Origin of the sequence: Lactococcus formosensis (assembly GCF_037892375.1) — a bacterium.
Lineage (GTDB): Bacteria > Bacillota > Bacilli > Lactobacillales > Streptococcaceae > Lactococcus > Lactococcus formosensis.
In genome coordinates this window covers 1,164,399-1,179,780 of sequence record NZ_CP141721.1, presented here as the reverse complement: position 1 = coordinate 1,179,780, position 15,382 = coordinate 1,164,399, and the positions used below count along the sequence as shown (strand labels likewise).

Here is a 15,382-nt window from a genome sequence, read left to right as displayed (position 1 = left end):
AGTGTCGAACCAAATTATTTGTTTAGACAATTTCAGATAATTCTGGAACAGCATCAAGAAGCTGTTGAGCTGTAATTGCCCCTTGACGTAAAATTTTGGGCTTTTCACCTGAAAGGTCTAGAATCGTTGTATCTAGGCCAGAAACGCTATCATCTTGAAGTGCAACAGCTGCTTTATCAAGGATAGCTGATGTTAAATCCTCATAGAAACGTGGACTTGGTTAGCCCGTAAGATTAGCAGATGGACCAACTAAAACCCCTAAAGCTTTAATTACTTCTTGCGTAGCTGAAATAGACGGCATACGGAATCCAACAGTGGTTTTCCCAACATGAATCCACTCAGGAACTTCAGGACTGGCTTCTAAAATAATTGTCAATGGTCCAGGTAGAAAAGTTTGTACGAGTTTTTCAAGATAAGCAGGCTGATGCACTGAAAATCTTAAAATTGTATCATAGTCTGACACGTTCATATTTAACGCTTTTTCAACAGGCCTTCCTTTTACAGCATAAAGTTTTTGGACTGCTGCCTCGTTGGTGGCATCCGCAAAAATACCATATACTGTTTCTGTTGGTAATACTGCTAATTCTCCTGCTTTTAAAGCTGCTATTGCTTTTTCAACTGTCATTTTATAGCTCCTTTCTTAAGTAGCATTTATCTTTAAGTAATTTCCCATTTTCGTAAATAGGAAAACTATAATGGTCAATAAAATAATTTTTTATCTTATGGGTGTATGTAAAACCACAAGCTTTATAAAAAAGAACATTTCCAGATTCCTCGTCGGTTCCAACGGTCATAACGCCTTGGCCTTTGTACTTTTTAAAAAGGTAATCTAAAAGTGCTCTGCCATAGCCCTGACCCTGTGCTGCAGTAGCTACAGCTAGATTTTCGATTTCGAGAGTTGAGCTGACCACACACACTGCCCTAACTTCGGCCTGATTCATCAATACAAAAAGTTTACCCTTTGCAAGATACGTCATAATATGCTCATAATCGTCTGCTAAAAGAAGTAAAGGAAGATATCTATCTTTCTCTACTTCTATACGTTTTATTTCCATCTATGTCACACTTATCATACGGTCTTTTTCAAATATATCGCGGTGCACACGAACTTTTTTAGTAGGAAAAGCTTTCTCAAATAAGTCCTTCACTGCTGAACCTTGCTTATACCCAATTTCTAGATATATTTTTCCTTCTGGCTTTAAAAATTGGCGAGCTTCTTCAGCAATTTTCTGATAAATTGCTAGCCCTTGCTTTTCAGCAAAGAGGGCACTATCTGGTTCAAAACGAATAACAGACTGATCCATTTCATAAATTTCATCAAAGGCAATATAGGGAGGATTAGACACAATGATGTCGTATTGTCCTGAGATATTTTCAAAGACATCAGAGAGAATGAAATTAAGATATAGTTGATGTGTTTTTGCATTCAACTGGGCAAGATCAAGTGCTTTTTCTGAAAGATCCGATGCAGTAATGTCCCACTGTTTTCTTTTCTGAGCGAGCGCTAGAGCAATAGCTCCCGATCCTGTACCAATATCTAAAACCGCGCGTTTATCTTGCTCATTTTCAGCGAGAATCATCTGCACCAGCTCTTCTGTTTCTGGACGTGGAATCAGAACACGCTCATCCACAGCAAGTTTTAAATCACAGAATTCAGCCCATCCCACAATATATTGTGGCGGTTCATTATTTTTTAAACGCTGCGCGACAGATGTAAGTACAGCTAAATCCGTATCTGAAATCGTTTCTCTTTGTAAATTTAACCACTGTAATTTTGTAATCTCGTGTAAATTTCTCCAGACGAATTCCAGAGCGAAAGGCTCTTCCAAATCTTGAGATAATTGGCGCACAGCCTCAATCCATAACATTTTTTCTTTCCTCACTTTCCTCTCATTTTAAAGGAGAGGGAAAACACGCCCCAATAAATAAATGATGATGGGGATTTTCAGATTATCTTTTTCAAAAAGGACACCATTTTCATTCCGTGTCCTATTTTTCTCATTGACAATATTTTCCAATCTTCCTAGAGCCAGTGCATCAAAGCTTTTCATAATTTCCGTCACTGATTGACTGCTGTATTTGCCAAATTCTGTAAGAGAAAGAACTTTTTTACGTTTGCTCCAATTGTCTCCTTCTTTGAGCTCTTGCCAAAGACGACAATAAGCATTGTCCTTATAAAAGTCAATGCTCATCCGTACGCGTCTATCCAACCTCTGAAGATGCTTTGAAGGACTCTCAACATTTTCAATGGTAATCCAATAATCTTGGTTAATTGCTTGGCAATAGAGCAAATCAAAGTGCGTTTCTTGGTTACTAACTTCAAAGACAAGGACTTTTGTCTCAACGTCCTTCGCTCTCTTCGCCGTTTCCATACGTCTTTGTTCCTCTGACCGTAGCTGAATCGTAAACCCTTCAAATTGAAATACAGTCATTACTTGTTAAGCTCCGCCAATTTTTCGGTTTGATCATAAACCACGAGTGCATCAATGACTTCATCCATTTTACCAGAAAGAATCGTATCTAACTTTTGTAAAGTCAGTCCGATACGGTGATCTGTCACACGGTTTTGTGGGAAATTATAGGTACGGATACGTTCTGAACGGTCACCTGTTCCGACAGTAGACTTGCGTTCGGCGTTTTGTTTATCCAACTCAATTTGTTGATAGTAATCAAATACCTTTGTGTTAAGCAACTTGATAGCCTTGTCACGGTTTTTTTGCTGCGTACGTTCTTCTTGCATTTCGACTTTGATACCTGTAGGCAAGTGAACCATACGTACAGCTGTCGCAACCTTATTGACATTTTGTCCACCAGCACCTGAGGCGTGGTAGATATCAACACGGAGATCTTTTTGCTCAATTTTCATCTCGAATTCTTCAACTTCAGGCATGACAAGAACTGTTGCTGTTGAAGTATGTACACGACCTTGTGTTTCTGTTGATGGCACGCGCTGGACGCGGTAAGCGCCAGATTCATATTTTAGTTTGCTGTAAACAGAAGTTCCCGAAACAAGAGCTGAAACTTCTTTATAACCCCCAATGCTTGTCACACTGGCTTCCATGATTTCAAATTTCCAACCTTGTGACTCTGCATAATGTTGGTACATATTTAGCAAATCGCCAGCGAAAAGAGCTGCTTCATCACCACCTGCTGCGCCGCGAATTTCTAAGATGATATTTTTATCATCATTTGGGTCTTTAGGAAGCAAGAGAATTTTAATCTTTTCTTCCAGTTCTTCTTTAGCTGATTTTGCTTCTGAAAGCTCCTCTTTGAGCATTTCTTTCATGTCCTCATCAAGGCCACCTTCACCAAGCATTTCTTCACTGTCAGAAATAGTTTCAAGTACTTTTTTATATTCGTTATAAGTCGCTACAGTATCTCGCAGATTCGCTTCTTCACGTGAAAGTTCCATAAAGCGCTTTGTATCATTGACAACCTGTGGATCACTGAGTAATTCGCCCAGCTCCTCATATCGTCCTACCATCGTTTCAAGTTGATCAAACATTTTTTATTTTTCCTTACTTCTTTTTTATATCTCTTCGTTTATACGATTACTATCCATCTTTTTCAAAGGGTGAAAATAGTGCTTACGGCACACTGGAATGTAACTCTCATTACCACCAATCTGAAGTTGCTCGCCTTCATATACAGGTTCGCCTTCAACCATACGTAAGACCATCGTTGCTTTTTTACTGCAATACCAGCAAATCGTTTTAATTTCTTCGATTTTATCAGCCAGAAGCAATAAGTATTTTGAGCCTTCAAAAAGTTCATTTCTAAAATCATTTTTTAAGCCAAAAGCCATCACAGGGACATTTAAATCATCGACTACGCGTGCCAGGTCATAAATATTTTGTTTATTGAGAAATTGAGCTTCATCAATCAGCACACAAAAAGGTCGTATCGGCAAGCTTTTGATATATTCATAGACATTCATGGTATCGTCGATCGCTACAGCTTCGCTACTCATACCAATACGACTGGCGACTATACCAACACCGGCACGTGTATCTAAACTAGAAGTCATAATCAAAACAGGTTTTCCCTGTTCTTCATAATTATGGGCAACTTTCAAGATTTCGATACTTTTGCCTGAATTCATACTGCCGTATTTGAAGTACAATTGTGCCAATTTTCTTTCCCCTTTATAAAAATGGCTTAAAAGCCTTATTTAATAGCATTTTTCAGTGATATTATTATTTTCGATAATAATCTCATTAATTATCACTATTTTTCATTCATTTCTGCCCACTTTTTTGCCCACCAAATTTGCTTAAAAAATTTTGTTAATTCTATTCATTTTTTGGTTTAATTCTTTAGACATATTAGGTATGACGTGGGTATATATATTATTGGTAATAGTGGATGTTGCGTGACCAACTCTTGCATCACCACTTTTTGGTTTATTCCCATTTCTGCTAATAATGAAATATGAGAGTGGCGCATACAATGGCAAGAGAATTGCTTATCTAGCCCCGTTTCTTGTCCATAATATTTAAAAGATAGAAAGTTATTTATCGAGTTTATGACTATAAAATTCCTACTTTTATATCTTCAACTTTTATATTTCTGCCTTTTCTTTTGGGAAAAGTGCAGAATAAAAAACATACTTATTATATCATTTTTATCTGTATTTTTCCTCGTCTTTTATTTTTAAAAATTCATCAGATAAATTCATCGAATACTGGTAACGATACAGGCCCAGCTATTCTAAAATAATTTCCTTGTATGAAGTATTTGGATTTTTTAGTTCACAAATTTTGTTTCCAGCGGTAGAAACCTTTATCGAATAAAAGTTTGAAACTCCTTCTGCTTCAATATTTCTGTTTTACTCATTCCTAATACTAAAAGTATTAAGAATCCATTGATACTATAAACTACAATCAAAAAACTGCCAGTTTAATACCAACAGTTGTAAAGAAATTTATCGAGTAGCTAGCCAGGCACTGAGCGCTTCCACTGCAGGCATTATAGCTGCTTCTTTTGGAGACATCTTTTCGTGATGTAAGGGATAGTCTGATTGAACACCGAGCCAGAGCATCACACCAGGTACTTTATCTAATAAGTATCCAAAATCCTCCCCTGTCATCAAGGGGGAAATTTCTGAAAAATTAACTGTTGGCTTTTCTTTCAGAAAAGTCATCAGTTGGTCTGCAAGATTTTTATTATTAATAACAGGAAGATAACCTCCTTGTTTTAGTATAATTTCCGCTTGGCAGTCAAAGGATTGCGCAATACCTTCAGCGATTTGTGTGATACGTTTTTGTGTTAGTTCGTTCATTTCCTTCGTCAAGGTACGAATTGTTCCGTGAACTTCCGCTTCTTTGGCAATCACGTTATTAGTCATTCCAGCACGCATCTTGCCAAAAGTCACAACAGCATTTTCCATTGGCCCAACATTTCGCGAGATGATTGTCTGCACTTGCGTTACAAAATGACTCACAGCAACTACCATATCATTACTATTCTGGGGGAACGCTGCGTGACCTCCCCTTCCAATAAACTTAATACTAACCTCACAAGTTCCTGCAAATAATGTGTGATTGTTTGTTGCTAGTTGTCCGACAGGTAGTTCTGGATGAACATGAAGTGCATAAAACTCATCCGGTAACCAATCCGCAAAAACGTTTGCCTCATATAAAAGTTTTGCGCCTGAGAGATTTTCTTCAGCGGGCTGAAAAAGAAAAAGGCGGTCATTTTTACTTGGGGTTTCAGTAGCAATTTTTAATAAACCAAGTGCTACAGTCATGTGTATATCATGGCCACAAGCGTGCATTCTTCCTTCATGCTTTGAACTGAATTCTAAACTTGTTTCTTCATTAACTGGAAGCCCGTCCATATCTGCACGCCAGCCTATAATTTTGTCTGAGTCAAATCCTGTTATTTTGACTAGAACGGCTGTCTTCCAAGTTCGAATTTTGACATGCTTAAGTGTTTGGGTCATTTGCTGTATTTTATCTAATAGATAAGCCTGAGTTTCAAATTCTGCCATACCAAGCTCAGGAATTTCGTGCAATTCCCGGCGTATTTGAAGCAATTCTTCATTTGTAAAAGGCACTCTACACCTCCTTATTAAGTCCTTTAGCTTGTCAATTCTTCATATAAGGCGACTAAAGCCCTTTGATAATGCTTGTTGGCAACACCAACAATGATATTGATTCCACGCGGGCTTTGTGTAATAAGCTCAATATCAATATCTTCTTTAGCCAGTGCCGTAAAAATTTTGTTCGTAACTTTTGCTGAGCGTATAATTTCTTCACCTACAACTGTCAAAAGCGAAATATTTTCTTTGACTGTGACATCATCTGCTTTCAAAGCTTTTTTTAGGCGGTCCAGTAAATCAAGCAAAATCTCTTCTACTTCAACCATTTCGACGATAACTCCGATTTGATTGATACCTGTAGGGAGATGTTCAATATTCAAATGATAATCAGCAAAAATTTTCAAAGTACGTTGTAAAAAACCAACCTCTGTTGCCATTTGATTTTTGACAATATTAATTGAAACATAGTTTTTCCTGCCTGAAATTCCTGAAACTTGTGTCGTATGCGTACGACGTTCTGCCAAAATCAAAGTGCCTTCGGCATCTGGAGCATTCGTATTTTTAATATGCAAAGGAATATTGAGTTCACGAAGCGGATAAATCGTCTCAGCATGCAGCACACTTGCTCCCATATAAGATAATTCACTCAACTCTTCATAAGTCAATTCACTGGTCGTTGCTGGATCGTTAATAATACGCGGGTCTGCCATCATTACACCTGATACATCTGTCCAGTTTTCATATTTATCAGCACCTAAACAGCTTGCCAGTATTGCTCCTGAAATATCTGAACCACCACGACTCAAAAGTTTGATTTTTCCATTTTGGAAAGCACCGTAAAATCCTGGGAGAACAATTCTCTCGATTCCAGAGAATTGTTCCTGCAACAAACGTTTTGACATTTCCAAATTGATACGACCGTTACCTGAAAAGGAAATTACTTCAGCCGCATCAATAAATTGATAGCCCAGATATTCCGCCATTAGATGAGCTGTAAAATACTCGCCACGACTCACCAGATAATCCTCTGTAAACTGCCCCGAATCCAGCTCACATTTAAGTTTCTCTAAATGTGATAAGATGTCGTATTTAAGCTGCAATTCTTCTTTGACTGCAACAAATCGAGTGACTAAATTATCCCAAAGTGCTTGGTAAGAAACACCGTGTTTCACATGAGCCGCAATGAGATAGAGCAAGTCGGTAACCTTATCATCAGATGGATTTTTACGTCCAATCGCTGAAACAACGACAATTTTTTTCGTTTCATCTTGGCTGACAATATTTTTTACTTTTTGAAATTGGCTTTCTGTAGATAAGGATGAACCGCCAAATTTTGCAATAGTTAATGTCAAATTAAATTCTCCTGGATCATATGTTCCGCAATTTGAATTGCATTTAATGCTGCGCCTTTACGGATATTATCAGCTACGCAGTAAAAGAGTAAACTATTTGGTTGCGCCAAATCTTCGCGAATACGTCCAACATAAACATTATCATTACCATTTGCGATTGTTGAAACTGGATATTCATGATTTTTAGGGTTATCGATAAGAGTTATACCTTCTTGGTTTGCAAAAACCTCACGAACTTCGCTAAGCGTGAAAGGCTGATCCAATATTACCTGGATACTCACACCGTGACTGTTTATTACTGGAACACGTACACAAGTTGCTGAAACAGCCAACTCTGGCTTATGTAAGATTTTACGTGTTTCATTGACCATTTTCATCTCTTCTTTGGTATATCCATTTTCAAAGAATACATCAATCTCAGGAAGCGCTGTTTCAGAGATATTATATGGATAAAATTCTGGTACCTTGCCTTGACGTGTCCGAAGTAAATCGTCACGACCTTTCTGTCCGCTTCCGCTTACTGCTTGGAAAGTCGTATAGTTCACTTGTAAAATGCCAAAGGCTTTTTCCAAAGCATAAAGCGGCAAAACAGATTGAATCGTTGAACAGTTTGGATTGGCAATGATTTTATTCATTTGCGTATCTTGGATATTAATTTCTGGAACAACCAGGCCAATTTCAGGATTTTCACGCCAAACTGATGAGTTATCAATGACAACCAACCCTTTTTCTCGTGCAATTGGGGCAAATTGTTCAGAAGTTTCTCCTCCAGCACTAAAAAGGGCAAGATCATAACCATTAAATGAATCAGCCGTTAATTCTTCAACTACGTATTCTTGACCCGCAAAAGGCAAAACTGAACCTGCCGAACGACTTGAGGCTAATAATTTCAAGTTTTTAATTGGAAAATTTCTTTGTTCTAAAATATCGAGAAAAGTACGACCAACAAGTCCAGTTGCACCCACAACACATATATTATATTTTTTCATTTTTATCCTTTCTTCTTTGGATATAAGATACTCGAAGAAAAAGTTCGTACACTCTAGAGTTAAATAACTTGGCGCTATTTGAAGTGCATGGACGATATACTCCATTTATTAATAGCGTACGAAGCATCCTATATGTTGATAAATAGTCTCCCCTTATGGCAATTTTACAAATTTCTCAATGCTTCTTCTAATGCGGTTTTTTGCTGCGTTTGGGCATCAATTTTCTTGATAATACGGGCTGGCACACCAGCAACAACTACATTTTCAGGAACATCTTGTGTCACAATAGCACCGGCCGCAACAACTGAACCTGAACCGACTTGTACACCTTCAATAACCACTGCATTTGCACCCACAAGTACATTATCCCCAATACGCACAGGCACAGATGAAGCTGGTTCAATTACACCAGCAAGTACTGCGCCTGCACCAATATGGGAATTTTTACCAACTGTTGCACGTCCTCCTAGAACAGCACCCATATCAATCATTGTACCAGCCCCAATTTCAGCACCTATATTAATAATTGCTCCCATCATGATTACTGCATGATCACCAATTACGACATGTTCACGGATAATTGCGCCTGGCTCGATACGTCCATTGACATCGCGAATATCAAGCAAGGGTACAGCTGAATTGCGGCTATCAAGCTCCACAATATAATCTTTATTTTCAGTCATGTCAGCCAAAAGCGGTTGAATCAAACTCCAATCCCCAAACAAAGTATTGCTGATTTTGATGATTTCTTTTGGTATTTGACCTGTCAATTGACCTTCAAAAGTTACTTTAACTGTTGTTTTTTTCTCAGCATTTCCAATATATTGAATAATTTCTTGAGCCGAAATTTTTTGTACTTCCATAAATCTCCTTCTTGTGAGTAATCCTATAAAAACTAAGTTTTTTAAGGAATATCCAAAATTTATTTTATTGTTTCTCTTCTATAAAAATAGGACTTAATTCACTCCGTCTTTTCCAAAAAGAACTTCCTCCATTGAATACATCCCACTTTCTTGATGAATAAGCCAATTCATCCCTGTGATCGCCCCTTTTACAAAAATCATTTTCGAAAGAGCTTCATGCTTAATCGTAAGAAGTTCGTCCCTTCCTGCAAATATTACTTCATGTTCACCAACGATTGTCCCCCCTCGAACAGCATGTACTCCAATCTCTTTCTTCTCACGTGGCTTTATACCTGAACGTCCATGAACAACTTTATAGTCCAATGTTTCATTGATACTGTCAAGCAACATCTTTGCCGTACCAGATGGTGCATCTATTTTTTTATTATGATGTTTTTCAATGATTTCAATATCAAAACTGTCCGATAAAATATAGGTCATTTCTTTGACTAAACGATTCATCAAGATAACTCCAATACTAAAATTGCCACTAAATAATACAGGCATTTTTTCAGAAAGGTGATCAATTGTTACCTTTTGTATGTCGTCAAAGCCTGTTGTGGCAATAACTGTGGCTGTTGGATGCTTTTCTAGATATTTAGCAAGATTATTGAGATTCTCAGGGTGTGAAAAATCAATGATCACATCGAATTTTTCTTCTGGAATATCCTTTGTTAAGGATACGACTGTTAATTCATGCTCTTTTTCTAGCTCTGCCGCAAGCAGCCCGCCCATTGTACCTGTTCCAATTTGTAAAACTTTCATTATAAAATCTCCAATTCTTTAAGAAGTTGAATTTTTGCCGTTTCGGATGGCTCGTCAAGTGGCAACCGAACAGAGCCGACATTATAACCGAGTTGATTCATCACAAATTTGACAGGAATTGGATTTGCTTCTATAAATAAGCTGTCAATCAAGTTCAAATATTTTTGTTGCAGACTCAAAGAATGAGCTGGGTTGGTCGCAAAAGTTTCGATTAACTCCTTAACTACATCTGGCATGAAGTTAGCCCAAACACTGATTACACCCGAAGCGCCTAAACTCAGGCATGGAACTATCATATCGTCATTACCACTATATAATGCAAAATTATTAGAAAGATAGCGGCTAATTTTTTCCACATAGGCAATATCGCCTGATGCTTCTTTTAAGCCTGTAATATTCGGGTGTTTCGCCAATACTTCTACGGCTTCAACAGAAAGATTCACTCCTGTTCTACCTGGTGCATTGTACATGATAATCGGAATATCGACAGACTCCGCAATCTTAGTGAAATGCTTTAACATCCCTGTTTCATTGGTTTTATTATAATAAGGGGTAATCACAAGCAAACTATCCGCACCTAACTTTTCAAATGCTTGAGCAAATTCCACTGCTTGTGCTGTGTTATTACTTCCTGCTCCAACATTGATATGAACACGTCCAGCAACCTGTTTAACTACAAACTCAACGATTGCTTTTTTCTCCTCAAAGCTAATCGTCGGTGCTTCTCCTGTTGTGCCTAAAATAGAAATAGCCGCACTTCCATGGCTAATCTGAAATTCAATCAGCTCAGCTAATTTTTCAAAATTTATAGAATTATCATCATTAAAGGGCGTGATGAGCGCCACAATTGAACCTTTAAGCATTATTTTCTCCTGTAGATATATTTCAGAAACCTTTGACGAGTGTTGCGATAGAAGAAAAGGAAACTACTCATCGTATAATTTTCTTTCTCTTGAAAAACATCTTCTCTTCGCCTTGTTCTTACTCCACTCCTTTAATTTGTATCCAAATATTATTTATGATTTTATCAGTGGTTAGAAGTAAAAGCTGTTACAAGCATTTACCAGCTAATTTTCGGTTAGATTTCAAACTCAAAGCCATCCAATGTTGCAAAATAGTCTTCAGGTCGCTCTGCCCGTCGAATCATACGCGTGCTCCCATCTTGCTGAAGCAATAATTCGGCACTTCGTAATTTTGCATTATACTGATATCCCATCGAAAAACCATGCGCACCTGTGTCATGAATGACTAATAGGTCTCCCTCATCAATCACAGGAAGTTCGCGCTGCCTGGCAAATTTATCATTGTTTTCACATAATGAACCAGTCACGTCAACAATTTCTTTCACTTTATCTTCCTCCTTTCCTATAACAGTAATATGATGATAAGCATCATAAAATGCTGGTCTCATCAGATTAACTGCGCTCGCATCCACACCAATATACGTCCGATAGGTTTGCTTTCTATGCAAGACACGTGTGACCAGTAAGCCATGAGGCGCCAACATAAAGCGTCCCAGTTCCGTATAAATTTTGACTTCTCCTAGGCCATTGGCAGTTAGAACTTCATCATAAACACGATGTACTCCTTCGCCAATGACAGCAATATCGTTAGGAGCTTCATCCGGACGATAATTAACGCCGATACCACCAGAAAGATTTATAAAATCAAGAGAAACGCCTGTTTTTTCACGAATTTCAAGTGCTAATTCAAATAATTGCTGTGCTAATTTTGGATAATATTCATTTGTCACAGTATTTGAAGCCAAAAAGCTATGCATTCCAAATTTCTTCACACCCAACTTTTGCAAATCTCTAATTCCCTGAATCAGTTGGGCTTTTGTCATTCCAAATTTTGATTCTTCAGGATTATCCATAATTTTGGTACCCATTGTAAAAACTCCACCAGGGTTATAGCGTAAGCTCATTGTTTCGGGAAATTCAAATCCTGCCAATGTGGATAAAAATTCAATATGGTTGTATGCATCAATATTAATCGTAGCCCCTAGCTTTTTGGCTAATAAAAATTCTTCAGCTGGAGTGTCATTTGATGAAAACATTATTTCAGAATTATCAAAACCACATTTATTTGCCAGTATAAGCTCAACATAACTCGCGCAATCAGCTCCACAACCTTCTTCTTGCAAAATTTTCAAAATTGCAGGCGTTGGTGTAGCTTTTACCGCAAAGAATTCTTTGAAACCTTTATTCCAAGAAAATGCTGTGTTTAGCGCTCTTGCTTTTTCACGAATTCCGTGCTCGTCATACAAATGAAATGGTGTCGGAAATTCTGCAGTAATTTTATCTAATTGATCTTTAGTAATAAATGGTACTTTCATTTCATGCTCCTGTGGACTTGCTATGCAAATCTTTATCTGAAGATTTCGGTAGTTTCAATGCTATGGAGGCTTGTCAAAAATTGTAACTGAAAGAAGGAAGATTTTACTTTTAGTCTACCAAATGATATTTTTCCCCATCTCAATCTTTAACTCTGTCTCCAGTGCCCTTTGACCACTGATATAATGAGTTTTGATGTAAGAAGCAGAGTTTTTCTTATTCGTTGACTCGCTAAAACATTATTCTATCGTTGTCGCGCTTCAACCTACAAACTCACATCGTATAAAAACAAAAGGCACTTGTAAGTACAAGCGCCTTTTATGTCGTCATGAAAATAGAGTAAAAAAAGAATTCTATATTATTCGGTTCGATCACTTAGCGCCAGACTTATTCAAGTCCGAGTGGTATAGGTGTTTCCTATACCCCCACGCTAGCCAGATGCCTCTGTTGCTAACGTTCGGCAATGATTACCTTTCGTACACGGTCGTCGGATGCCTCCTCTCGTGTAGTACTCATTTGCATTGCTACCTCTAATTTATTTTTCACAATTATAATATTTTCAGTATTGTTTGTCAATTGAAAACTTTTCAAATTTTTGGTATTGACTTATTTTTTTCTTTAAAACTGCTTTAAATCAAGGTTTACAAGGTGTATTTTTTCTCTGAACTTCTGAACCTCCAAAATATTTTGCAACATTGTTTTGTGAATTTTTAAAATAAAATGCTATAATACAAATTTAAAACGACGAATATACGGAGTTTTTGCTTGAAGCCAACTTTAACTATTGACCTGCGGAGGTGCTATGTATGGATTTATCAAATAAATTTAACACTAATCTTGGAAAAATTGAAATTTCTAAAATTCGTGAATTTGATCAGGAAATCTCCAAAATACCGAATGTTTTGAAATTAACACTTGGTAAACCAGATTTTCCGACACCTGAACATATCAAAAAAGCTGCAATTGATGCGATTGATGCCGATGAAAGTCATTATACTGGCATGCGTGGCCTGATTGAACTCCGTCATGCAGCCAGTCAATTTGTAGCTGAAAAATACAATTTGCATTACGATGCTGAAACAGAAATTTTGACCACAGTTGGTGTCACAGAGGCGATTGCTACTTGTCTCCTTTCAATTATTGAACCTGGCGATAAAGTTCTAATCCCAGCACCTGCTTATCCAGGTTATGCGCCTGTAGTAAGCTTAGCTGGCGGTCAATTGGTCGAGATTGATACCACAACTGATAAATTTGTCTTAACTCCTGAAAAACTTGAACAAGTATTGAACGAAACCGAGAATATCAAGGCTATCATCCTTAATTATCCTTCAAATCCAACGGGCATAACTTACACTCATGCCCAACTTAAAACACTTGCTGAAATCATCAAAAAACATGAAATTTTTGTCCTTTCTGACGAAGTTTATTCTGAAATTAACTATAGCCAACATGTACATACTTCTATTTCGACCTTTTTACGTGATCAAACTTTTGTACTTAATGGCCTTTCAAAATCACATGCGATGACGGGTTGGCGAATGGGGCTGATTTTTGCAGAAAAATACTTGATTGATCAGCTTGTAAAAACACACCAATATCTGGTTACTTCTGCCTCAACACAATCGCAATGGGCAGCAGTTGAAGCTCTGAGTAAAGGAAAAAATGATGCTGAGCTAATGAAAGTCGAATACCTCAAACGGCGGGATTACATTATTGAGAAAATGACTGAACTTGGCTTTGAAATTATCAAGCCAGACGGGGCTTTCTATATTTTTGCCAAAATTCCAGCAGAATATAACAGCAATTCTTTTGAATTTTTATATGATTTTGCAAAGAAAAAACATGTAGCATTCATTCCAGGCTCAGCCTTTGGTCAATATGGTGAAGGTTATGTCCGTTTGTCCTATGCAGCTTCAATGGAAGTGATTGAGATTGCTATGGAGAGATTGAAAGAATATCTTTCGGAATAACTTACTATTATCGTTGTGCTATACTCAGAGTTTATCTTTGCTTTAATGTAAACCTTCTCAAAAAAGACGAGCTTTTTCTCGTCTTTTTTGTTATATATTCACTCTTGTTATTAATCAACGAAAATAGGTTTGGCTTATAAAAAAGAGATAGTTTTAATGTGTAAATCCATATACTTTATTTTTAGGATTATTATGGTCTTTAAGATGTGCCTCTATATGTGATCCCTATAACTCCTACATTACCAATAGTATATCCATCAACATAATCCATAACCTTGTCTAGATTAATTAACATATGGTTTTTGTCCATCGGTACTTCACGCATTTCAATATCCCAATATACACAGAATTTTCCCAACAAACTTGATGCCCAGAAGAATTAACGAGATTTGTTTTTTTAGCCTTAATGTCCAAGCCTAACTTTTCTGCTCGTTTACGCCAAGAGAATTTCATTGCCGCTCCACCCAACATACAAGCTTCTGAAGAACCAATTGTTGATGTTCCCATAAACTGTTCGTTTTCACTTGCATTCCAAAGGTCAGCAATTATATTTACACGACGTTTTTCAATTTCGATTGTTCTTGGGTATTCTGATTTATCTATTACATTTTTCTCTAGAGTTTGACTCATCAGTTTTACTGCTTCAGATTCCATGTATGTTTGACAAAAATGACTAAGTCCAACCGCGCATTTCCTTCAGCTAGTATCTCATCTTGAACCAATTGGTAAGCTACCCGAGGTTCGATCGATTTTCTCCCTACTTTATCTCTGTGAGTTCAAAGCATTGACAGCTTTCTTAGAAAATGATATTATTATTCCTAATAAAAACGAAAGGAGCTGTACACCCAATGATCAACTGTTATTCTACTCAACTTTGGCAAAGATACAGGTGTATGTATGGCTTCTAACTGAAGAAAACCATAGATACAAATTTTAGTGTACTTTCTAAAACCTGTATCTATGCTCAAATTGGATGATTAAAGCATAGAAGTTTCTATGCTTTTTTTGTGTTATAGAAAGTACTC

Annotated in this window: 13 protein-coding genes, 2 pseudogenes and 1 riboswitch; of the genes and pseudogenes, 1 reads left to right on the top strand and 14 read right to left on the bottom strand. The window is 37.2% G+C overall.

Going from position 1 to position 15,382, the window contains the following annotated elements; genetic code table 11:
* Positions 1-22 precede the first annotated feature (22 nt).
* From VNN39_RS05795 to VNN39_RS05735, 13 genes and pseudogenes are all read right to left on the bottom strand, one after another.
* Positions 23-625, bottom strand: a pseudogene (locus tag VNN39_RS05795) (L-threonylcarbamoyladenylate synthase).
* A gap of 1 nt (position 626) precedes the next feature.
* Positions 627-1,055, bottom strand: a complete 429-nt coding sequence (locus VNN39_RS05790; RefSeq protein WP_338996992.1) for a GNAT family N-acetyltransferase — start codon at positions 1,053-1,055, stop codon at positions 627-629.
* Positions 1,056-1,868 (bottom strand): peptide chain release factor N(5)-glutamine methyltransferase, encoded by an 813-nt coding sequence (prmC, locus tag VNN39_RS05785; protein WP_338996990.1) that lies wholly within the window; start codon positions 1,866-1,868, stop codon positions 1,056-1,058.
* Positions 1,869-1,895: 27 nt separating this feature from the next.
* Positions 1,896-2,432, bottom strand: coding sequence for a hypothetical protein (locus VNN39_RS05780; protein ID WP_338996988.1), 537 nt, complete (start codon positions 2,430-2,432; stop codon positions 1,896-1,898).
* Positions 2,432-3,505, bottom strand: a complete 1,074-nt coding sequence (gene prfA / locus VNN39_RS05775; RefSeq protein WP_339006955.1) for a peptide chain release factor 1 — start codon at positions 3,503-3,505, stop codon at positions 2,432-2,434. Before prfA ends, VNN39_RS05780 begins: the two co-directional genes overlap by 1 nt.
* 24 nt (positions 3,506-3,529) lie before the next feature.
* The gene (locus tag VNN39_RS05770; RefSeq protein ID WP_096369186.1) at positions 3,530-4,132 is read right to left on the bottom strand and encodes a thymidine kinase; all 603 of its coding nucleotides are present in this window, start codon (positions 4,130-4,132) and stop codon (positions 3,530-3,532) included.
* Between the two features lie 792 nt (positions 4,133-4,924).
* Positions 4,925-6,058 (bottom strand): N-acetyldiaminopimelate deacetylase, encoded by a 1,134-nt coding sequence (locus VNN39_RS05765; protein WP_338996986.1) that lies wholly within the window; start codon positions 6,056-6,058, stop codon positions 4,925-4,927.
* A 23-nt stretch (positions 6,059-6,081) separates the two neighbouring features.
* Positions 6,082-7,395, bottom strand: coding sequence for an aspartate kinase (locus tag VNN39_RS05760; protein WP_338996984.1), 1,314 nt, complete (start codon positions 7,393-7,395; stop codon positions 6,082-6,084).
* Positions 7,392-8,384: an aspartate-semialdehyde dehydrogenase gene (locus tag VNN39_RS05755; RefSeq protein ID WP_338996983.1), complete on the bottom strand. Its 993-nt coding sequence runs from the start codon at positions 8,382-8,384 to the stop codon at positions 7,392-7,394. Before VNN39_RS05755 ends, VNN39_RS05760 begins: the two co-directional genes overlap by 4 nt.
* A gap of 164 nt (positions 8,385-8,548) precedes the next feature.
* A complete protein-coding gene (gene dapD, locus VNN39_RS05750; RefSeq protein ID WP_270318328.1) occupies positions 8,549-9,247 on the bottom strand; it encodes a 2,3,4,5-tetrahydropyridine-2,6-dicarboxylate N-acetyltransferase in 699 nt (232 codons plus the stop codon).
* 93 nt (positions 9,248-9,340) lie between these two features.
* A complete protein-coding gene (gene dapB, locus VNN39_RS05745) occupies positions 9,341-10,051 on the bottom strand; it encodes a 4-hydroxy-tetrahydrodipicolinate reductase (protein ID WP_003134265.1) in 711 nt (236 codons plus the stop codon).
* Complete coding sequence (gene dapA, locus VNN39_RS05740; protein ID WP_206916242.1) at positions 10,051-10,914, bottom strand: 4-hydroxy-tetrahydrodipicolinate synthase; 864 nt, start codon at positions 10,912-10,914, stop codon at positions 10,051-10,053. The genes dapB and dapA overlap by 1 nt, the downstream gene beginning before the upstream one ends.
* Positions 10,915-11,129: 215 nt before the next feature.
* Complete coding sequence (locus tag VNN39_RS05735) at positions 11,130-12,389, bottom strand: diaminopimelate decarboxylase (RefSeq protein WP_338996979.1); 1,260 nt, start codon at positions 12,387-12,389, stop codon at positions 11,130-11,132.
* Positions 12,390-12,755: 366 nt separating this feature from the next.
* A riboswitch (Lysine riboswitch) is annotated at positions 12,756-12,928 on the bottom strand.
* A 265-nt stretch (positions 12,929-13,193) separates the two neighbouring features.
* Between VNN39_RS05735 and VNN39_RS05730 the strand changes: the two genes are divergently transcribed.
* Positions 13,194-14,357, top strand: coding sequence for a pyridoxal phosphate-dependent aminotransferase (locus VNN39_RS05730; protein WP_338996978.1), 1,164 nt, complete (start codon positions 13,194-13,196; stop codon positions 14,355-14,357).
* A gap of 208 nt (positions 14,358-14,565) precedes the next feature.
* Here VNN39_RS05730 and VNN39_RS05725 read toward each other — a convergent pair.
* Positions 14,566-15,103: pseudogene (locus VNN39_RS05725) on the bottom strand (pyridoxal-dependent decarboxylase); the annotation flags it as partial.
* Positions 15,104-15,382 lie beyond the last annotated feature (279 nt).